This window comes from Anaerotignum sp. (assembly GCF_040307045.1).
Lineage (GTDB): Bacteria > Bacillota > Clostridia > Lachnospirales > Anaerotignaceae > Chakrabartyella.
This window is the reverse complement of record NZ_JAWRKF010000005.1, coordinates 57,404-77,884: the sequence shown is the minus strand read 5'-3', so window position 1 is coordinate 77,884 and position 20,481 is coordinate 57,404. Positions and strand designations below refer to the sequence as shown.

The window sequence follows — 20,481 nt, the reverse complement described above, 5'->3', positions numbered from 1 at the left end:
TTTTTCGTATTTGGGGGTGCCGTAAAAGGGTGGGATTTCACTCTTGGGCAGTAGAAAGGATTGAAAAAATTGGTACATCAATATAAATTAAACGGATATAACATTGTATTAGATACTTGTAGTGGCTCTGTTCATGTGGTGGATGAGGTTGCTTATGAAATTATTCAGATGTTTGAAACTCATGATAAAGATGAAATTGTAAAAGAGATTTTGGCCAAGTTTGCAGATAGAGGGGATGTAACACAGGAGGAAGTTTGCCTATGTATCCAGGATATCCAGACTTTAGCTGATCAGGGAAAGTTATTTACCAAGGACGAATATGAAAACTTGGCTATAGATTTTAAAAATAAAAGCAATGTAGTAAAGGCTCTTTGCCTTCACGTTGCCCATACCTGTAATTTGAATTGTAGTTACTGCTTTGCAAGCCAGGGTAAGTACCAGGGAGATCATGCCCTCATGAGCCTTGAGGTAGGAAAACAAGCACTGGATTTTTTGATCGCCCATTCTGGCAGCAGAGTCAACTTGGAGGTTGACTTCTTTGGTGGTGAGCCTTTGATGGATTGGGATGTAATCAAACAGTTGGTTGCGTATGCAAGGGAGCAGGAACCAATTCATAATAAAAAATTCCGTTTTACCCTTACAACGAATGGAGTTTTAATTAATGATGATGTCATTGATTTTGCAAACAAAGAAATGCACAATGTTGTATTATCTTTGGATGGCAGAAAAGAAGTCCATGACAATTTGCGCAAAACCATAACAGGTGAAGGTAGCTATGATTTGATTTTACCCAAGTTTAAAGAGTTTGTAGAAAGGAGGGGGCAAAAGGGCTACTATATGCGTGGTACTTTTACCCACAACAATGTAGATTTTACCAATGATATTTTCCATATGGCTGATATGGGCTTTACAGAATTGAGTATGGAGCCAGTTGTTTGTGACCCATCGGATCCCTTTGCGTTAACGGAAGAAGATTTACCAAAGCTGTTTGAACAATATGAAATTCTGGCTAAAGAAATGATACGTCGTAAGAAGGCAGGAAACGGGTTTGAATTCTATCACTATATGTTGGATTTGACAAATGGCCCTTGCGTTTATAAAAGAATTACTGGTTGTGGATCGGGAACAGAATATATGGCTGTTACCCCTTGGGGGGAACTATTCCCTTGTCACCAATTTGTTGGTGATGAGAAATACAGCTTGGGAAATATTTGGGATGGTGTGAAAAATACCGACGTTCAGGATGAATTCCGCCATTGTAATGCATATGCAAGACAAGAATGTAGAGATTGCTGGGCAAAGATGTACTGTTCCGGAGGTTGTGCCGCCAACTCCTACCACGCTTCTGGTAGTATTCAGGGTATTTATGAATACGGTTGCAAGCTGTTTAAAAAGCGTATGGAATGTGCCATTATGATGAAGGTTGCAGAAAACGTAGAGGATTAAGAGCCATGGATACGCCTATTTATGATTTTGTAAAAGAATACCAAAAAAAGGGCGCTGTTCGCCTGCATATGCCGGGGCATAAGGGCAGACCCTTTTTGGGGTGTGAACTATTTGACATTACTGAAATCAAAGGTGCAGATGATCTTTACCATCCCCAGGGGATTATAAAGCAAAGTGAGGATAATGCAACCCAGTTGTTTGGTTCTAGAAGAACCTTTTATACTACAGGTGGCTCATCCCAAAGTATTGGTGCTATGGTGTACTTAGCTATGCTTCATAGCAAAAAAAGGCAGGATAAACAAAAAATTTTGGCCGCTAGAAACGCCCATAAGGCCTTTTTGCATGCTTGTGCGTTGTTGGATTTAAATGTCCAATGGGTTTATCCACAACAAGAAACCACCCTTTGCGCTTGCCCTATATTGCCAAAACAGCTTGATGAGATTTTGGGTTCTCTAGAGATTTTGCCCTTTGCCTTTTATATTACCTCTCCTGATTATTTAGGGGGAATGGCGGATATTATGGGGCTTTCTGAGGTATGTAAGAAATATGGCGTTCCTCTTTTGGTGGATAATGCCCATGGGGCATACCTACGTTTCTTGCAGCCATCCTTACACCCATTAGACTTGGGGGCGGATATGTGTTGCGATTCTGCCCACAAAACGTTACCCGTTTTAACTGGTGGTGGGTACCTTCATGTTAGTAAAAGCGCCTTGGAATCTTTTCAAGAAGACGGAAAGAAAGCATTGTCTTTATTCGGGTCTACCAGTCCATCCTATTTAATATTACAATCATTGGATTTGTGTAACCGTGCTTTAGCAGAAGGATATGGGGATAGAATTCTTGCGTGCCAAAGGGATATAGACCTGCTTGCCCTAAAATTGCACAAAAAGGGATATGCCTTACACCATGTTGAACCCCTTAAGCTGGTGATTCAAAGTGGAAAGATGGGTATACTTGGGCATGATCTGGCAGAGCGTTTAAGAAAAAGCGGCATAGAAGTAGAATTTGCCGATGCAGATCATTTGGTCTTTATGTTTACACCAGAAAATAAGGCCTCGGATTTTGAATTGGCTGAGGATGCCTTAGAGCCAGTAATTTCACAGGGAGTTAAGGCGCCCAGGACTGTTTTGCCTTCCAGAGGGGAGCAGGTTATGTCTATCCGGCAAGCCATGTTTGCCAAGAGATGTAGTGCTTTGACACAGCAGTCGTTGGGGCGGATTTGTGCAACACCTGTTGTTTCTTGCCCACCGGCTATCCCCATTGCTATTAGCGGGGAGCGCATCACCCAAGAGATGATAGACCTATTTTTTCTTTATGGCATAGAGGAAATTGACGTGGTGGTAGAGGAATAGGACACAGGTGGGTTCTGTTATGTAATCAAAATTGAAAGTGATTTCCAACTTCGGCGTGCAGTTTATGCACGCTTATTTTATGTAAATCAATCTTTAAAATAAAGGCCGGTTGAAAGGGGTAAAAGAAGGGATATGATTGAAAAAGAGAAGAAAAATGATACGATGAGGCATATTTTGACTTGATGGTAGAGGTTTAGAAAGGCGTGTTTGTATGTTCACAGAAGTAATGGTTTCCGTTCCTAATTTTATTATGCTAATGATTGCGTGTTTTTTGGCGGGGTTTTTGGACTCTATTGCTGGGGGTGGTGGATTAATTTCCTTGCCTGCATATACGCTGACGGGTATGCCAATGCATTTGGTTTACGGTTGCAACAAATTTTCTGCGGCTTTTGGAACAACAGTTGCAACTTTGCGTTACTGGAAGCACAAAATGCTGGACATTCATGTGGGGATATTAGCGGCGGTTGGAGCTTTTTTTGCATCGGCATTGGCGGCTAAGGTTGTACTTTATTTAAGCGACAGTACGTTGAAAACAATGATGTTGGTGATATTGCCCATAGCAGGGGTGATTACCATTGTAAATAAAAATATGGGGGGAGAGAACCTGTCTGACTCCTTCTCAAATAAGAAAAAAGTAGCTTTTGCATTATTAATTGGTGGCTTTATCGGGTTTTATGATGGGTTGGTTGGCCCTGGGACAGGAACGTTTGCATTGATGGCTTTTTGTCTGATTATGAAATACGATATGCGCACGGCATCGGGAAATGCAAAATGCTTAAATTTAGCATCTAATTATGCGGCGTTAGTGGTATTTTTAATTAAGGGAACTGTTTACTTGCCCATTGCCATTCCAGCGGCTCTGTTTGGCATTGCTGGCAATTTTATTGGGGCAGGTGTTGCTATAAAAAGGGGAACAAAGGCCATCAAATTGATGTTAATGGTGGTGATTGTATTGCTGTTTTTGAAAATGGCGTCAGATGTGTTATTCTAAAAGGGATACAGCTTTGAAGTAAAGGGGAAATTATTATCTATTTTTGAGATGATTTATGAAGAAAAAAAAAGCAGAAGCGATTATAAACCAGCCTTGGCTTCATTTTTTGCTTCTGCTTCTTTATTTAGAACAACAAGGTGCCTTCTGCTTTTGCCGATTCAATATCCTTTAGAATGCTTTTCTGTTTTTCATCAAACAACAGCTCTTTGTTATACTGGTAGTATTTTTCACTGCCATTTTCGCTGATAAATTTTACACTGTAAAAATTGGTGGTTAGTTCAGTGATAAAAATAACCATTTCTTGACCAGCACCAAAGGCTTCCTCTAAAAACAAGAAGGCATTATCCAATTCATATGTGGAGGTATCAATGATAGTTTGGCGGGTCTGCACTTCGTTGGAAAAGATGGTTTTGACTTCTTGGAAGACTTCATCTTTGTCTTGAAGGCCTAGGCCTTTGATTTGATTTTCAAAGGCTAATAGTTTTTCTATGGTCATAAGGCGGCTTTTCTTTGTGCTTTGATCCAAAAGTTCCGTCTTTTGTTCTTGACGATAGGCGTTTTCTTTTTCCTCTATAAAGCTTTCCATGAGTTTTTCCCATGGGGTTTCCTTGCAATAAGGGCTTTGGAAACGATCCTTTAATTCTAATAAGCTCTGATGCAACTCGGTGGTAAATAAATCGCGTTCATATGCCAATCTAAAGTCATCAGAAAGACGGCTTAGTAGTAACCCAAGCACACTAAGTTTTTCATCAAAAGAGGCGGTAGATAGCTTTGAAACTGCCTGAGGAGTGAAGGTACCCTTCAAAATATCCTCCACATGGTAGTCTGTTTTATATTTATTATAAAGGTCTAGATAATTGGCAAAATCTCGGGCTATTTTTTGATGTTGCAAGTATTGAGCAATCATGCTGGCATCAATGGCAATGCCCATGGTTTCGTAAACCTTTAATATGGTGGAGAGATCCTCCCAACCTCTGGCGGTCACAAATCGTTTACCATCCACGGTGGTCTCCATGGCATAGAAATTATTTTTCTTTATTTCCAAGTAGGACATAATGGCCCCATGAACAGAGTGCTTATAGGCATATTCTTTCCAAACCTGGAAGTCAGGCTCCACATCGATTTTTTTAACACGATCCAAGGTAACAACGTCAAATTCTCGAACACTCTTGTTATATTCGGGGGGATTGCCCGCTGCAACAATCAGCCAGCCTTCGGGAACACTATGGGCACCAAAGGTTTTTGCTTGCAAGAACTGAAGCATGGCGGGGGCCAAGGTTTCCGAGGCACAGTTAATTTCATCAATAAATAAAATCCCCTCAGTCAGACCCGTTTCTTCCATTTTGTTGTAAACTGAGGCGATAATTTCACTCATGGTATACTCTGTAACAGCATATTCTTTGCCGCCATACTCCTTATGACTAATAAAGGGAAGGCCAATGGCACTTTGGCGCGTGTGATGGGTAATGCTATAGGAAACTAGGCCCACACCACACTCCCTAGCAACTTGTTCCATAATGGCGGTTTTGCCAATACCTGGGGCACCCATGAGCAAAACAGGGCGTTGACGAACGCGGGGAATTAGGTATTCACCAAATTCATTTTTTATGAGATAAGCCTCTATGGCTCTTTTGATTTCTTCTTTTGCTTGTTTTATATTCATACTCTTTTCTCCTTATCATAAATAGAGAGGTCATCGGGACCAAGAACGACTTTCATTGCCCAAGGGGGTACATTTAAGTCCAAATATTCTTCGTGAAAAAATACAAAGGCTGTATCGTAGGTTGGACGATGACGAGGAAATATGCCATAGCCATCGGTGAAATAGATCAAGCCTTTTAGATTTTGAAATGATTTTTCTAGGATAAGCTTGTCTACATATTCGAACACAGGGCGAAAATCGGTACCACCACTGCCCATAAGGCGAAAGTTTTCCATATATTTTTCTAACTCCTCTTGGGAGGTTATGATGACATCTTGTTGCACCTTGGCGTCACTTTGAATGATGTGAATGTTAACTTTGTGAAAAAAGGATTCACTGCTTTTTAAAATGGCGTAGGTTTCTTCTAAAAAACGACTTACTGTCTGGCCTTCGCAGGATTCTGAGGTGTCGATGGCAATGACCAATTCTTCAATTTTTTTCACTTCTTTATATTCTAAAGATTCAATCAAAGGCAAATTTCCGTATAAAGATAAGCCGTAGGTATAAAAGATATAATCATAAGAATCATCATCTACCCTGAGGTCTTCCTTTAGGGTGACAAACTTTTCGAGAAATTGACGGTAGTCATACTTCTCTCTATTTTCTATCTTTAAAATTTGCAGCAAATGGCCAGCATTTTCCCCCATTTCCTTTGAGAAGGTTTCCAAATTGGTTTCCATTTTCCCTCCAATTTGTTTCCATTTTTCTTCCATATCTTTTTGTTTTTGCTGGTTCTGTTTTGTTTGATCTTGGTTTTCCTGTTTTTCCTCGTTGCTTTGGTTATCATTATCCTGATTTTGGTCGTCTTCTTTTTTATGTGCCCAAAAAACATGATCATCCACCCAAAATTCAAGCTGCAATTTTCCAAATTCTTTTTCGGAAATATGACGTTGGGATAAAATTCGGTAGATGCCTTCTGCTGAAAGTACCTTTAGCTCTTTTTTTAGCTCAGTATACATTTCATTTCTACGGTCAGAAACCACAAGGTGGGTGGCCTTTGCCGGCAGAGCGTCAATGATAGATTCTACGGCAATGTCACAAGCCAGGCCCCAAAGGGATTCATCCCGTTTCCCTGTATGGAAGGGATGGCGGAAAATACAATGAAGTAGCATATGCAAATAAAGGCGGTTGACCAACACGGGATCGGATTGGTAGCGTTGAACAAGATAACGAGGGTTAAACAAGATTTTTTCCCCGTCTGTTCCTACATAAAGGGAGGAAAGATTCATTTCATATCGCAGACCGCTTAGAGCCATATCTAAAAATCGCAAGGAAAGATATAATTCGTTGCGAGAGGCATTTAAAATTGCACTGCCGATTTGTATCAGCCGTTGATGGTTTTCGTTCATAGTTGCCTCCTTTACAAATCAAAGGTTTTTTTCTTTGGAGTCGTAGCTGTTTTATGCTGATAATCCATAAGAAAACTTAGTATTTCGGTTTTTTTCTTTTTTTGAGCCAGTTCAATAATCTGAGGTAAGGTTTCTTGTGTAAACAAACTCCATTGTGTGAATTTACGGATTACCTCTAAGTTATTTTGTTCTAAAAAGTAGGCCGTTGCAAAAATCAGATGCTCCCGTACATAGGTAAGATAAGTTTCACGCCTATTTTCTTGTAATCGGTAGGGATAGGAAAGGCGATACACCGCCAGCAATAATACCAAAACTGCTGCATCTTCCCTTTTGGTTAGATAAAACAATTCATCGTATCTACGGAAGTCAATATCCGAATTACGGATACACTGGCGAAACAAGTGGCCAGTGCCATAATTTATTTGGTGGAACTGCCTTGCGGGGGTGTCTTCGATATACTCATACTGAAAATCGGGTATCAGAAGTTTAACCCTTGCATCAGGAAAATCTATGGTTAGCAACAATTCATGATTTAAAACTGCAATCAAATCAGATACGTTTTTACATTGTCCGAAATGAATTTCGTATAAACAATCACAATTCAAAAACAACCCTGTTTCCAAATGTTCAACGCTTTGGGGAATATTTATTTTTACCATTGAACGGCAATTATAAAAGGCATAGCGGCCAATAGAGTGAACTCCGTGGGGAAGCTGAAGGGCTTTTAAGCAGCGACAATCGTAAAATGCATACCCGCCAATTACTTTCGTGTTTTGGGGGAGCATCAGTGATTCCAAGGAAAGACAGCCTGAAAAAGTATGTGGCGCAATTGTTTCTAGGGCATCAGGTAGAGGCACACTACGCAAGGCGGTACAGCCGGAGAAGGCGTGGCTTCCAATGTGACTGATGGTGTCAGGAAGGATGATACGTGTAATAGCATCACCATGATCTTGTGGGAGAGCAGAAGTTCTTTCCTCAAGCGCTGGGCAAAAGCAAAGTTCTGCCATACTTTCCTCCTCTGCTAAGGGCTGTTCCTGTAAAATAGCAAAAGCGTAATCTGAGATGGCTATAACAGGTTTGCCGTTGATGCTTTCTGGGATATTTAATTGGCTTGCTCTGCCTTTTGCACCTAAAATGGTAATGCCCTGAGCAGAATCTTTATAATATAACATAACCTGTTTTACTGATTTCATAATTGTATCCTTTTCTATTTTAATCTTCTGTCCCATTATACTTCTTTCTCATGGGTGGTGTCAAAAAAAGCGCGTGGAATTTAGAAAAAATTGGATATAATAGTTGTTAAGTGAAACTTTTTAATGGGACTATTATGTTATTGTAATGTTTTGCAAAATTGAAACTGTTAATCTTGAAAAATATGGGTTTTTTTCTTGGCTTTGGATGAAACGAAACCAAAGTTATTTCTGAATGATGTTTAGGGGGTATTCTTTGCATTCCTTAGTTTCTATCGTATCTGGTATTTTAACTGCCGCGGCTTTTAGTGGAGAGAAATGCTCCGTTTTTGTTTTTGTTTCGTTGGTACCGCTTTTTGTAGTGGGAAAGAGAAGACAAATGGCTAAAAACGTGGCTTTGTTTGCATTTAGTTATTATGTGATTTTAATGCTATGGCTATATCGGCTGACTGCCATGGCAAGTCCTATTTGGCTAACGGTGGGCATTGTGGTGATCGGGCTGAGCATGGCTTTTTTGTATTGGTTGCCGTTTCATGTTTTTAAACCCAAAGGGATATTAGAAATAATTGCAGTATTTACTCTGGCGGATATGATGCCTTCTTTCTTGGGACCCCTTTCCTTTCCTTGGGGGCGTCTTGGGGTGATATTGACTCCTAACCCAGAGTTGATTCAAATTGCATCCATGGCTGGTGCAGTTGGTGTTACGGCTATGATTGTTGCTGTAAATGTATTACTGGCAAAGGCGGTTCGAGGGTGGCAACCCAAATATCTTTTGATTGCGGTATTTATAGTCTGTGGGAACTATATTTATGGAAGTATGGTTTTAAAAAATCCCATTGAACAAAGGAATGCACTGCGTGTTTCTGCAATACAAGGGGGGATTGGTTCAATGGGAAAATGGCAAGCCACCACAGATGAAACACTGGAGAGATATTTCTCATTATGCGAAGAGGCCCTTGTCCAAGGGGGAGAATTATTAATTTTGCCTGAAACAGCATTTCCCATGACACTAAAAGGGGAGGTGCTGGATAGGCTTCTGGAATTTTCTAGTGCAAATCAAGGGGAGATGATAGTTGGTGGATTTTTTCGGGAAGAGGACGGAAGGCTTTATAACTCCTTGGTTAATCTTAGAAACGGAACTAGGTATCATAAACAAAAGCTAGTTCCGTATGGGGAGTTTGCACCTTTTGCTAGATTCTTTGGGCATACCAACAATCTGTCATTTGGTGAGGAAATTTTATTGATTCAAACAGAGGTGGCAACGGTTGGTGCTATGATCTGTTATGACAGTATATTTAGCCCCATTATGCGTCAAAGTGTAAAAGATGGGGCAAGTTTGTTGGTTGTTTCTTCCAATGACTCTTGGTTTGAGCATACGCCTGCGCTATATCAGCATCATGCCCATGGTATTATGCGAGCGGTAGAAAGTCACAGGTATTTGGTAAGAAGTGCCAATACGGGAATTACGTCAGTGATAGATCCATACGGCAGGGTGGTTGATACTTATCCCCCATATTCATCGGGAGTATTAACGGCAGACGTATATTTGCAAGAAAATATAACGCCCTATGTTAAGTTTGGAGACTGGGTGGTTTATTTGGCACTGGGATATTTGTTATTCAGAAGACTTCATGCTTAGTTAGATCAGATTTACAACAGAAAAAGTAGCCTTTTGGGAGTTCGTATATAGGGTTGTTAGCCTAAGGCACAACTCAACGGGGTAGAAAACACCTCAGAATGATTTGATTTTGACCTAAATTTATTGCCCTACATATGGGGCAATAATGCCTAAGAGAACTTGATGGTTGATGCTACTGCAAGGGGACGGACTGGTGCCGCAAAGTTGTGTACATCCAATGGGGGGATTTGAACAGGCTACATCAAAAGTAAGAGGTAGTCTATTACAATTACGTACCCCAGTAAAGGAAAAGCTCAAACGAAGATATAAGAAGTGCTTTTTAAGCCCTCATATATTCAGCCGAATATATGAGGGCTTTATCATTGCTTTAGATTTAAAACAGCAGTATCTGTGCTAGTGGAATGAAATGCTTACTGCAGCAGTAAACCATATTTGATATTTTAGTGGGTGGGGGATCTAAGACTCTGTCCCATGAAAAAGCCTCTCTAAAGTCAGTACACGCCTCCTGTTTAACACGTGTTTTTGATTTAAAAAATTTCTTTGCGGTTTACAATGGAAAAATATTCACCCATACAACAACCCATAACGGCCACGTTACAGCTGTAAAATTCCCAAATTTCATTGTGATGCTCAACCACAGCACCCTGTAAGATGCCATTTAGCATAGCCTTGCTACGAGCAATTTCATTTTTAGGGAAGATGGATAAAAATTCCTCTAAGCTCCCTTCAAAAGCTATTTCTTTTGGTAGAGATGTATTACCAACCATAAGCCAAGACTCCACTTGCCTTGGAGAAAGCAGATGCCCTAGGATTCCACCTGTCTTGAGCCATTCCGCTTTTGCAACGGAGCTATGACTGAGGCAAACTAAAATTTCTGAATATTTGTTTCTACAATTTTCAATTTTATCTGCAAACATAGAAAAGCCTCCTTATAGAGTAATAGGCATTGACCGCAGTCAATGCCTAAGAATTGGACAAAAGTATAAATGAGGTGATAGTCAACACTTTTCTTAAAATAAGGGGGAAGATACCCCAATTGTAGCCGAAAGGAATATTAGTGGGAAGCTTTTACCTTAATCCAAAGTTCCGCCAATTTTTGCTTCAAAACAGGGTTATCTTCGAAGACTTCATCCTTATCATAGTCTGTTCTGGGCAGATATGCTTCGTTCTCACCGTAGGTTCCATCAGGTGCAGCCATATCATCTAAGACTTCCTGATTGGAGGAGGAATATCCCACAGTTTCTGAGTTGTCATAGGAAGCATCATAGGTTAAAACATAATTGATGAATTCATGGGCTAAAAGCGGATTTTCTGCGTTAGCGGGGATAACCATAGCATCGCTCCACAGGTTTGTGCCTTCTGTAGGTAAGAAGAAACTCATATCCTCATTTTCATCCAAAATAGTTGCAGCATCACCGCTGTAAACAACAGCAATATCTTTATTTCCGTTAATCATTCCATCGATTACTTCATCAGTAACATAAGCAGGATCCATGGTGTTATTCATTTCTAACAACCAGTTATAAGCTGCTTCGATTTCACCTTCATCTTCGGTATTCATGGAGTAGCCCAAAGCTTTTAAAGCCATCATGAAAGAGTCTCTTTCGGAGTCGTAAACATAAATGTGGCCTTTGTAAGTTGTGTCATGAAGGATGTTATAGCCTAATTTTTCTACGTCAGCAGGATCTACGTTATTATGATTGTAAACAATACCTACGTTACCCCAGAAATAAGGAACGGAGTATGTGTTGTTTGGGTCGTAGGGAAGATTTTTCACACCTGTTGCCAGATTAGAAATATTAGGGATTAAAGATAAATCTAATTCCTGCACCATATCCTCAGAAATCAATCTTTCAATCATATAATCAGAGGGGACAAGGACATCATAAGCATCCCCTGCTTGCAGCTTTGTATACATCATTTCATTTGAATCAAAGTATTCAACGATTACTTTAACACCAAATTCATCTTCAAAATTGGAGATAAGGTCTTCGCCCATATATTCTCCCCAGTTATACAATTTCAGTGTGGAGGAGCCGTATTTTTCTTCGGCTGCTGCACTAGAGGAACTACCTCCGCCACATCCAGATAGCAATAATGCCGAACCAAGTGCCAATGCAATCATTTTTTTCATGTCACTTTTCTTCCTTTCTTCTCTTTAATGATAGGGATAATATTTACGATTAATAAAACCACCGTGATCAACAAAATTACCAAGGTACTTAAGGCGTTGATAGACGGATTTACACGTTTGCTCATGGTATACACCAAAATAGAAATATTATTTACACCGTTGCCCGTTACGAAATAAGAGATGACAAAATCATCAAAAGACATGGTAAAGGCAATCAATGCACCAGAGATAATTCCTGGCATAATTTGGGGAACGATAACTTTCCATAGAGCTTGCATTGGAGTTGCCCCTAGGTCTAGGGCGGCATCCGCCAAGTTTGGATCTAAGGATCGAAGCTTTGGTGTAACGCTTAAAATAACATAAGGAATACAAAACATTACATGGGCAAGCAACAAGGTTAAGAACCCTTTTTTTACACCCAAAGCGCTAAAGAACATTAACAACCCGATGGCAGTTACGATTTCGGGATTCATAATAGGTAGATTATTGACCTGTTCTACCACACCTCTCACCAGTTTACGGGATTTTGATAAACCAATTGCTGTTAATGTACCCACAATTGTAGAAATAATGGTAGCTAAAACAGCGATAATTACAGTGTAGGCGATAGCCTCCATCATAGTCGAATCGGAGAACATTTTCTCATACCAACGGAAGGAGAAACCTTCAAATCTTGTCAAAGACCTTGAGCTATTGAAGGAGAAAAGAATAATGTAGAGAATTGGTGCATAAAAGAAGATTGCAGTTACACCCAATAAAATTTTCGAGAACAGGCTCGTATTTTTCTTATCCATTATTTACTCCCCCTTCCATTTGCCGTAGGGTCTTTGTCTACTTTCTTGGTTATATACATGGACATCATAATAATGACGGCCATTACCAAGGAAATAGCACTACCGAAGTTCCAGTCACCAGAGGTTAAGAATTCGGTTTCAATGACATTACCAATCAATACATACTGTCCGCCGCCCAAAAGCTTTGGAATAAAGAAACTGGATACGGCAGGTAAAAAAACCAAGGTGATACCGCTGATTACCCCGGGCAGGGAAAGGGGCAGTGTGATTTTTAAGAATGACTGCACCCCATTTGCACCCAAATCGCTGGCAGCTTCCAAATAGCTTTTATCCATTTTCGTAAGGGAAGTATATATTTGTAAAATCATAAAGGGAATGAAATTATAAACCATGCCTAACACCACGGCAAAGGTGGTGTGTATCATGGTGATTGGACCAATGCCCAAAAGACCAAGCAGGCGGTTGATAATCCCTTCATCCTGCAAAATACCCATCCACGCATAGGTACGAACCAACATATTAATCCAAGTTGGTAACGTAATTAAAAGCACCCAAAACATTTTGCTTTTTTCACTGCGGTTTGCAATGACATATGCAATAGGATAACCTAATATAATACAGATTACTGTTGTTATGACAGCAATATATAGGGAGCGCTTGAGCACACTCATAAATACCTTATCGCTGAAAAAACGAGTAAAATTCTCCAATGTAAAGCGGATTGTTGCCACGTCATTACCCTCATGGGTAAAGGCGTACAGCATAATTAAGAGCATTGGAAGGACGATGATAATTACCATCCAGGCGATATAGGGCAAAGCCATATTTCGAAATTGTCTCATGGAACACCCTCCCCTCAGTTTTCCTTAGTCATGATATGAATATCTTCTGGTTGGAAGGTTAGACCTACCTCGGCACCGATGTCATAACGGTCGGTAGTATCTATTTTATATTCGTAGCCTTCGGTGGCAAAAGTTACTTCATAAACACCTGGGGTTACGGTTTCGGGATCGAAGTTATATTTTACGTTGGTAATTTCAACAGATGTGCCGTCTTCCAAGCTCCAGGCAGTGGCATTGGCCCAAGTTTTGAGGTCCGTTTCCAAAGCGATGGATTCATGAATTTCATCGGCTTTTTTGAAGAAATTAACGGCGAAAATTTCCTCCTGATACTCTTTATTTGCAATACGGTTTTCATCTTTTACAATCATATTTACTGTGACTGAGGTGCCAGCAGCAGTTGAGAATGTAACGGGATAGCTTCCGTTTTCTTTTTTGATTGAGTAGCTAATTTCTTTAATGGAAATAAACTCATCTGTTTCTGGGTCCCAAGCCTGTGCATCGGCACGGGCAACGATGGTACCCTCATCTAATTCGTCAACATCATCTACATCCAAATAAAAGTCGTTGGCAGACATTTTTTCGTTAGCATTTTCGTTGTAGACTGGACGGTCATCGGAAACCATCATTTTAACAGTGATGGAGGTACCCACTTTTGTTTCCACTACGGTTTCGTAATGAACTCCTTTAAAAAGAACAGATTTTACGATGCCTTTCAGTTTGCCGTCGGCACGAGGGACAATATCCAAATCCTCAGGGCGGATAACCACATCAACTTTCTCGCTGGGAGCAAAGCCAAAATCCACGCATTTAAACTTTTTATCTTCAAACATAACCAGATAATCTTCCAGCATAACGCCATCAATGATATTACTCTCGCCAATGAAGTTGGCAACATATTGATTAACGGGCTCGTTATAAATATCTGTGGGGGAACCGATTTGTTGGATTTCCCCTTCTTTCATAACCACGATTTTATCAGACATGGTAAGGGCTTCTTCCTGATCATGGGTAACGTAAATAAAGGTAATGCCAACCTCTTGCTGGATTTTTTTTAGCTCCTGTTGCATTTCTTTTCTCAGCTTTAGGTCTAACGCACCCAAGGGTTCATCCAAAAGAAGTACGCTAGGCTCATTTACCAAGGCACGGGCAATGGCAACTCGTTGCTGTTGACCACCACTCATTTCGGTAACGTTACGGTCGGCATATTCTTCAAGATTTACTAACTTAAGCATACGTTTTACCTTTTGCTCAATTATATCCTTTGGTTCTTTTTTAATTTTTAAACCAAAAGCGATATTGTTATATACATTCATATGGGGGAACAAGGCGTATTTCTGGAATACTGTGTTGATTTCCCGTTTATAAGGGGGAACTTTACTGATTTCTTCCCCATCAAAAAGAACGTGTCCTTCCGTTTGCGTCAGGAACCCACCCAAAATACGCAATAGCGTTGTTTTGCCACAACCACTGGGTCCAAGCAATGTAACGAATTCGTTCTCATAGATATCTAAATTAATACCTTTTAAAACTAATTTGCCGTCAAAGTCTTTGACGATATTTTTGAATTGAATCAGCTTTTTCATGTCTGCCTCCCATCATATCAGAATAACGGCGGCGTTGAGATCCAAAGGACCTTTGCCTTCGTTTTTTTGTCGTTTCTCAAAAAATGGCTTGTTTTTCCAGAAAGGTAGAATGTTTCTCCTTTGTGCACAGTAAAACTTTCATCTTGGCAGTCTAGGGTAATACTGCCTTCCAATACATACCCAAATTCTTCACCACTGTGGGGGTCCATCTGAAAAGATTCTCCTCCCTGGGGTAATTCAATCATGATGGGCTCCATTTCATTTTTTTGTGTGTTGGGCACAATCCAGTGGATGGTATAATGCTCTCTCTCATCGACAAAAAAATCCTTTTTGCGAAATACCAATTTTTCTTGTTTTTCTTCTTTGAAAAATTCGGATAAAGTAGTCCCCAATGCTTCTACGATATCATTTAAGGTAGCAATGGAAGGAGACGTAAGGTTTCTTTCCATCTGGGACAAGAAACCCTTGGTTAGTTCGCTGCGGCTGGCCAGTTCTTCTAGGGTAAGACCTTTTTGCACACGAAGCTGTTTGATTTTATGTCCGATATCCATCCTCAACAACTCCTTCTAAGTTTGGAATTTAGCAACACTAAACTTTAGTATTATTTTTACTAAACCTCAATTATTATACAGCAAATACGTTATAATGCAATAAAAATTAAACAAAAAATTCGATATATAAAACTTTTTGACATTATGTATTAAAAAGGCACTTTTTTTAATTGCTTTTTTAGTTTGTTCGCTTATAGCAATGAGGTGGGAGGGTTTTGCAGATTGCCGATAAAAGCTTTGGTTTAGTATTACAAAACATTTCAGAGATGTCTTATAAACACGTGGAAGGCAAGGAGAGGGTTTCGGAATTCAGGGAGTAATAAGAAAAAATGATGAAATTTTTATGTATAATAGGGTTTTTCTCTGTTGTTTTGACGAGATGAGGTGAAAATTGAAAAAATATGGATTTTATTTATATGAAAACATACAGGTATTTTGCCGAGAATCCTTGAAAAAATCACCATTATAACTGTATTTAATAAAATACATTCTTTGAAAAATTTCATTGACAGCAATGGGTTTTTATGGCTTAATAAGTACATGTTTTTATAAAAGTACATTATATTAAGGTTGGAATGCCATCATGAAAGGGGAATAGAAGTTATGGTACGTTTTGCAAAAAGGCTGGAACTTTTGGACAGTTCAGATATTGGTGATCTTTTAAAGCTCATCGCTAGACCCGACATTATTTCTTTTGCAGGCGGTTTGCCCGCACCCGAGTTGTTTCCTGTAGAAGAATTAAAGCAGGCCGGCATTGCGGTCATGGAAGAAATGGGCACCGTTGCGTGTCAATATTCCTCTACCGAAGGTCTTCCTCAGCTAAGACAAAAAATTGCGGAGAGAATGAAAGAAAAAAATAATATTGTCACGAACCCAGATCAAATTTTGATTACCAGTGGTTCTCAGCAGGGTCTAGATTTTGCTGCTAGGGTATTTGTTGACGAGGGCGATGTAATTTTGATGGAAAGTCCATCCTATTTAGGAGCAATTAATGCTTTTAAAGCTTGCGAGCCTACATTTATGGAAGTACCTACGGATGACGGTGGTATGATTATGGAAGAATTGGAAAAAATTCTCGCTACCACAGATAATGTTAAGATGATTTATGTAATTCCTGATTTCCAGAATCCCACAGGTCGCACATGGTCCTTGGAAAGAAGACAGAAATTCATGGAAATTGTCAATAAATATGAAATCCCTGTAATTGAGGATAATCCCTACGGTGAGTTGCGTTATGAAAATGCCAATATACCAGCTTTGAAATCATTAGACACAAAAGGTTTGGTTGTTTACCTTGGAACATTCTCCAAGATTATGGTTCCAGGCTTCCGATTGGGTTGGGTTTGCGCAGAGGATGAAATTCTGTTAAAGTTTAACACCATTAAACAGGGTGCAGATTTACAGTCTTCAACATTAACACAGCTTCAGGCAAACAAATTTATGGATCTTTACGACCTAGATGAACACGTAGCTAAGATTAAAGAGGTTTACAAACACAGACGGGATGTTATGATGAATGCAATGAAGGAGCACTTCCCCGCAGAAGCTAAATTCACCTATCCTGATGGCGGCTTATTTACATGGGTTGAATTGCCTTCCTACATTAATACAAAAGAAATGGCATTGCAGTGTTTGGAAAAGAAGGTTGCATACGTTCCAGGTGGTAGCTTCTTCCCCAATGGTGGAAAGAACAGTTGCTTTAGGATGAACTATTCTTGTATGAGTGATGAAAAAATAATTGAAGGCGTAAAGGCATTGGCTGATGTTATTCGAGCAAACTTGAAGTAAAAGGACAGCTAATTGAACAAATCGTCGTGTATGGTCGTGCATCGTAGTGCATGGTGTAAAAGTAAGACCCTCTCGAAACATCCAAAGATGGATGGAATTCGGAGGGTTTTTCTATTAAAAATGAGATAAAGTTTCTTAAAAAGAAAATGTTAAAATGGTGGTATGTAAGTTTTTTTAATAAATTTAAGGCGAAAAATAAATCATGTTTAAAAATACATACAAAAATAATGGAGAATACAGATGCCCTTTTGGTTGAATTGTTTTTATATAAGTACAATTTTGGGGTCGTATTTTAAGAAAAATTGAAAATTGTTTTGGTTTTTGTACAAAAAAATACTTATTTGAGAATGGGTTTTATGCTATTTTTCAGCAGTGCCTTTTTCAATTTGCATTGACTTTGTTGATTTTTTGTGTTTTAATAAGGTTAAAGAGGAATATTTTAATTGATTTGTCAATGTACTAGAAAAATAAGCCCCTTGTCAGACAACGATTATTTTTTGATTTTTAAGGAGGAAGAACCCTATGGTACGTTTTGCAGACAGAATGAATCTTTTGACTGGCTCTGAAATTAGAGAGTTGCTTAAGCTTACATCTCAGCCTGATATTATTTCTTTTGCAGGTGGTATGCCCGCACCCGAATTATTTCCCGTTGAAGGCATGAAAGCTGCATCAGTTAAAACTTTGGATGAAATGGGCCGTGTTGCCCTGCAGTATACTTCTACAGAAGGTATTCCTGCACTTAGACAGAAAATTGTAGATAGAATGAAAGCAAAAAACAATATTGATACAGATATTGACCATGTTTTGGTTACCAGTGGCTCTCAGCAAGGCCTTGATTTTTCTGCCCGTGTTTTCTTAAACAAAGGCGATGTTGTACTTTTGGAAAGCCCTTCTTACTTAGGTGCCGTTAATGCGTTTAAGGCTTGTGAACCTAACTTTATTGAAATTCCTACCGACAACAACGGTATGATTATGGAAGAATTGGAAAAAGTTCTGGCTTCCACTGAAAATGTAAAAATGATTTATGTTATTCCTGATTTCCAGAATCCCTCCGGCAGAACATGGACATTGGAAAGACGTGAGAAATTCATGGAGATTATCAATAAATTTGAAATTCCTGTTATCGAAGATAACCCTTATGGCGAATTGCGTTTTGAAAACGAAAACATGCCTTCTTTGAAATCTTTGGATACAAAGGGCTTGGTTATTTTCTTGGGTACATTCTCTAAGATTTTAGCCCCTGGCTACAGATTGGGTTGGGTTTGCGCAGAGGATGAAATTCTTGCAAAATTTAACTTTATGAAACAGGCTTCTGACCTTCAGGCTTCTACTGTTGCTCAGTTGGAAACAAACACTTTCTTAGAAATGTACGATTTGGATGAGCACGTAGCAAAGATCAAAGAAGTATATCGTAAGAGACGTGACTGTATGTTGAAAACAATGGAGGAACATTTCCCTAAAGAATGCACATGGACACACCCCGATGGTGGTTTGTTTACATGGGTTGTATTACCTGAATATATGAACGCAAAAGAATTGGCAAAACAGTGCTTAGAACAGAAAGTTGCATATGTTCCAGGTGGCGGTTTCTTCCCTAACGGTGGACATGAAAATACATTCCGTATGAACTACTCTTGCATGCCTGAAGAAAAGATTGCAGAAGGCATTAAGCGTATTGCTGACGTAATCAAAGCAAACTTGAGATAATCTTGTTTCTTTGAGCATACAAACCATAACTCCATATGCATAGGACCCTCGTAGTTACATCTGCGGGGGTCTTGTGTTATAGAAAAAAGCAAAAAACTTGGGTGTATTTTACCCAGTTTTTTTTATTTCGTAAAATAAAAGTGGGTTCATTTTGAGCCTGGAAGCTAGAGGTGTTACAGATTATTGGATACTTTCCCCTTCTATATATTCTTGTTCTATGCTGTTTAATAATGGCATAAACTTTGTATGAAGGGAGGCGGTGTCAGTGGAGCAAAAAGGTGGCAGAGGACAACAACTCGGCCTAAGCCTTTTTGGACTTTTGCTTTTTCTGCTATCCATACCGCTTTTTTTGCAGATGGGTGGTGGACGATGGCTTTTGGCGGAAGTGCTGCCGGGACAAGTACCCCATGGGTCATTGTCTATACAAAGTCTGTGGTCGGAAAAAGAGACGACTAAGGAAAGTGCTACTGTTGCTATTTGGGGTGTTAAGGATGTGGAGTTTGAACAAAAGCACGAAATACATAGCGGCGGAGAAGGTTTGGGCATTACAGCTGAAGTTCTTGAAAAGATGAAGGACTTTTCGTACTTGAAAAGCAACTTTTATACCGTGGATGCAAGAACGACTCTATTAGAAGGTGATATTAATGTGGATGAGGCCTTGTCAATGGATTTTTCCATACAACCCACTACAAAAGAGCCTAAGATTTTGATATTTCATACACATACCAATGAGGATTTTGTTGATAGCGATATGTCCAAAGGGCTTGATGAAGGGATATGTGGGGTTGGTGAGGAGCTCAAACGAATACTGGAAGAGGACTATGGTATTGGGGTATTGCACCATACGGGAGTTTATGATGTTGTAAATGGTGTTGGTCAACGGACGGGGGCATATGAACGTAGTGGCCCAGCGGTTGAGGAGATATTAAAAAAGTACCCATCCATTGAGGTATGTATTGATTTACATCGAGATGGCGTGCCTGATGACACAAGGCTTGTTACCCAAATAGAAGGGAAATCTTGTGCAAAGGTAATGTTTGTAAATGGAATTTGTCGTTTAAGTAAAAATGGTCAGCCTGAGCCTGTTACGTGGTTGGATAATAAGTATATCAAACAGAATCTGGCTTTTAGCCTTCAGATGCAAACATTGGCAGGACAAAACTACCCTGGGTTTACAAGGAAAATTTATCTGAATCCCTATCGGTTTATTTTACACTATATGCCCCGTTCTGCACTAATTGAGGTGGGTGCGCAGACGAATACCAAGCAAGAAGCAAAGAATGCAATGAAGCCACTGGCTAAAATTTTGGCAGAAGTACTATTGAATGATACCCCTTAAAGGAGAACTTTAGGGGGTTTTTTGTTTGCACAGATTAGGTATTTGAGGTAAAATAAATCAAACTTAATAGAGTG

The 20,481-nt window shown here is 39.5% G+C and carries 15 protein-coding genes and 1 pseudogene; 7 read left to right on the top strand and 9 right to left on the bottom strand.

What is annotated here, in order from left to right:
• The first annotated feature begins 69 nt into the window (after nucleotides 1-69).
• The 3 genes from scfB to ABVZ64_RS03850 all read left to right on the top strand — a co-directional run bounded on the left by scfB (nucleotide 70) and on the right by ABVZ64_RS03850 (nucleotide 3,789).
• Nucleotides 70-1,446 (top strand): thioether cross-link-forming SCIFF peptide maturase, encoded by a 1,377-nt coding sequence (gene scfB, locus ABVZ64_RS03860; RefSeq protein WP_352399953.1) that lies wholly within the window; start codon nucleotides 70-72, stop codon nucleotides 1,444-1,446.
• Between the two features lie 5 nt (nucleotides 1,447-1,451).
• The gene (locus ABVZ64_RS03855; protein WP_352399742.1) at nucleotides 1,452-2,798 is read left to right on the top strand and encodes an aminotransferase class V-fold PLP-dependent enzyme; all 1,347 of its coding nucleotides are present in this window, start codon (nucleotides 1,452-1,454) and stop codon (nucleotides 2,796-2,798) included.
• A 211-nt stretch (nucleotides 2,799-3,009) separates the two neighbouring features.
• Nucleotides 3,010-3,789 carry a sulfite exporter TauE/SafE family protein gene (locus ABVZ64_RS03850; protein WP_352399741.1) on the top strand — a complete coding sequence of 260 codons (780 nt, stop codon included), beginning with the start codon at nucleotides 3,010-3,012 and terminating at the stop codon, nucleotides 3,787-3,789.
• A gap of 124 nt (nucleotides 3,790-3,913) precedes the next feature.
• Here the strand turns inward: ABVZ64_RS03850 and ABVZ64_RS03845 are convergent, their stop codons facing one another.
• Genes ABVZ64_RS03845 through ABVZ64_RS03835 form a run of 3 tightly spaced genes read right to left on the bottom strand, consistent with a single transcriptional unit; the run spans nucleotide 3,914 to nucleotide 8,033 of the window.
• Nucleotides 3,914-5,452 (bottom strand): ATP-binding protein, encoded by a 1,539-nt coding sequence (locus ABVZ64_RS03845; protein WP_352399740.1) that lies wholly within the window; start codon nucleotides 5,450-5,452, stop codon nucleotides 3,914-3,916.
• The gene (locus ABVZ64_RS03840; RefSeq protein WP_352399739.1) at nucleotides 5,449-6,840 is read right to left on the bottom strand and encodes a vWA domain-containing protein; all 1,392 of its coding nucleotides are present in this window, start codon (nucleotides 6,838-6,840) and stop codon (nucleotides 5,449-5,451) included. Before ABVZ64_RS03840 ends, ABVZ64_RS03845 begins: the two co-directional genes overlap by 4 nt.
• 11 nt (nucleotides 6,841-6,851) lie before the next feature.
• The gene (locus ABVZ64_RS03835; protein WP_352399738.1) at nucleotides 6,852-8,033 is read right to left on the bottom strand and encodes a leucine-rich repeat domain-containing protein; all 1,182 of its coding nucleotides are present in this window, start codon (nucleotides 8,031-8,033) and stop codon (nucleotides 6,852-6,854) included.
• 253 nt (nucleotides 8,034-8,286) lie between these two features.
• Between ABVZ64_RS03835 and lnt the strand changes: the two genes are divergently transcribed.
• The gene (gene lnt, locus ABVZ64_RS03830) at nucleotides 8,287-9,669 is read left to right on the top strand and encodes an apolipoprotein N-acyltransferase (RefSeq protein WP_352399737.1); all 1,383 of its coding nucleotides are present in this window, start codon (nucleotides 8,287-8,289) and stop codon (nucleotides 9,667-9,669) included.
• Nucleotides 9,670-10,196: 527 nt separating this feature from the next.
• Here the strand turns inward: lnt and ABVZ64_RS03825 are convergent.
• The 6 genes and pseudogenes from ABVZ64_RS03825 to ABVZ64_RS03800 all read right to left on the bottom strand — a co-directional run bounded on the left by ABVZ64_RS03825 (nucleotide 10,197) and on the right by ABVZ64_RS03800 (nucleotide 15,573).
• Nucleotides 10,197-10,586, bottom strand: coding sequence for a hypothetical protein (locus tag ABVZ64_RS03825; protein WP_352399736.1), 390 nt, complete (start codon nucleotides 10,584-10,586; stop codon nucleotides 10,197-10,199).
• Between the two features lie 137 nt (nucleotides 10,587-10,723).
• Nucleotides 10,724-11,803, bottom strand: coding sequence for an ABC transporter substrate-binding protein (locus tag ABVZ64_RS03820; RefSeq protein WP_352399735.1), 1,080 nt, complete (start codon nucleotides 11,801-11,803; stop codon nucleotides 10,724-10,726).
• Entirely contained in the window at nucleotides 11,800-12,597 is a 798-nt protein-coding gene (locus tag ABVZ64_RS03815) for an ABC transporter permease (RefSeq protein ID WP_352399734.1), read from the bottom strand. Before ABVZ64_RS03815 ends, ABVZ64_RS03820 begins: the two co-directional genes overlap by 4 nt.
• Nucleotides 12,597-13,439 (bottom strand): ABC transporter permease, encoded by an 843-nt coding sequence (locus ABVZ64_RS03810; protein ID WP_352399733.1) that lies wholly within the window; start codon nucleotides 13,437-13,439, stop codon nucleotides 12,597-12,599. The genes ABVZ64_RS03815 and ABVZ64_RS03810 overlap by 1 nt, the downstream gene beginning before the upstream one ends.
• A 578-nt stretch (nucleotides 13,440-14,017) precedes the next feature.
• A pseudogene (locus ABVZ64_RS11930) lies at nucleotides 14,018-15,022 on the bottom strand (ABC transporter ATP-binding protein); the annotation flags it as partial.
• A 17-nt stretch (nucleotides 15,023-15,039) separates the two neighbouring features.
• Entirely contained in the window at nucleotides 15,040-15,573 is a 534-nt protein-coding gene (locus ABVZ64_RS03800; RefSeq protein ID WP_313528539.1) for a helix-turn-helix domain-containing protein, read from the bottom strand.
• Nucleotides 15,574-16,176: 603 nt separating this feature from the next.
• Between ABVZ64_RS03800 and ABVZ64_RS03795 the strand changes: the two genes are divergently transcribed.
• The 3 genes from ABVZ64_RS03795 (at nucleotide 16,177) to spoIIP (ending at nucleotide 20,407) form a co-directional block, all read left to right on the top strand.
• Nucleotides 16,177-17,361 (top strand): aminotransferase-like domain-containing protein, encoded by a 1,185-nt coding sequence (locus ABVZ64_RS03795; RefSeq protein WP_352399731.1) that lies wholly within the window; start codon nucleotides 16,177-16,179, stop codon nucleotides 17,359-17,361.
• 522 nt (nucleotides 17,362-17,883) lie between these two features.
• The gene (locus tag ABVZ64_RS03790) at nucleotides 17,884-19,068 is read left to right on the top strand and encodes an aminotransferase-like domain-containing protein (RefSeq protein WP_352399730.1); all 1,185 of its coding nucleotides are present in this window, start codon (nucleotides 17,884-17,886) and stop codon (nucleotides 19,066-19,068) included.
• 265 nt (nucleotides 19,069-19,333) lie between these two features.
• Nucleotides 19,334-20,407, top strand: a complete 1,074-nt coding sequence (gene spoIIP / locus ABVZ64_RS03785; protein ID WP_352399729.1) for a stage II sporulation protein P — start codon at nucleotides 19,334-19,336, stop codon at nucleotides 20,405-20,407.
• Nucleotides 20,408-20,481 lie beyond the last annotated feature (74 nt).

Bases quoted from the DNA above. Each gene is read 5' to 3' on its own strand.
- ABVZ64_RS03820 (WP_352399735.1), bottom strand. From the start codon at position 11,803: ATGAAAAAAATGATTGCATTGGCACTTGGTTCGGCATTATTGCTATCT.
- ABVZ64_RS03810 (WP_352399733.1), bottom strand. From the start codon at position 13,439: ATGAGACAATTTCGAAATATGGCTTTGCCCTATATCGCCTGGATGGTA.
- ABVZ64_RS03845 (WP_352399740.1), bottom strand. From the start codon at position 5,452: ATGAATATAAAACAAGCAAAAGAAGAAATCAAAAGAGCCATAGAGGCT.
- ABVZ64_RS03800 (WP_313528539.1), bottom strand. From the start codon at position 15,573: ATGGATATCGGACATAAAATCAAACAGCTTCGTGTGCAAAAAGGTCTT.
- ABVZ64_RS03850 (WP_352399741.1), top strand. From the start codon at position 3,010: ATGTTCACAGAAGTAATGGTTTCCGTTCCTAATTTTATTATGCTAATG.
- ABVZ64_RS03795 (WP_352399731.1), top strand. From the start codon at position 16,177: ATGGTACGTTTTGCAAAAAGGCTGGAACTTTTGGACAGTTCAGATATT.
- ABVZ64_RS03855 (WP_352399742.1), top strand. From the start codon at position 1,452: ATGGATACGCCTATTTATGATTTTGTAAAAGAATACCAAAAAAAGGGC.
- ABVZ64_RS03815 (WP_352399734.1), bottom strand. From the start codon at position 12,597: ATGGATAAGAAAAATACGAGCCTGTTCTCGAAAATTTTATTGGGTGTA.
- ABVZ64_RS03840 (WP_352399739.1), bottom strand. From the start codon at position 6,840: ATGAACGAAAACCATCAACGGCTGATACAAATCGGCAGTGCAATTTTA.
- ABVZ64_RS03790 (WP_352399730.1), top strand. From the start codon at position 17,884: ATGGTACGTTTTGCAGACAGAATGAATCTTTTGACTGGCTCTGAAATT.
- ABVZ64_RS03825 (WP_352399736.1), bottom strand. From the start codon at position 10,586: ATGTTTGCAGATAAAATTGAAAATTGTAGAAACAAATATTCAGAAATT.
- ABVZ64_RS03835 (WP_352399738.1), bottom strand. From the start codon at position 8,033: ATGAAATCAGTAAAACAGGTTATGTTATATTATAAAGATTCTGCTCAG.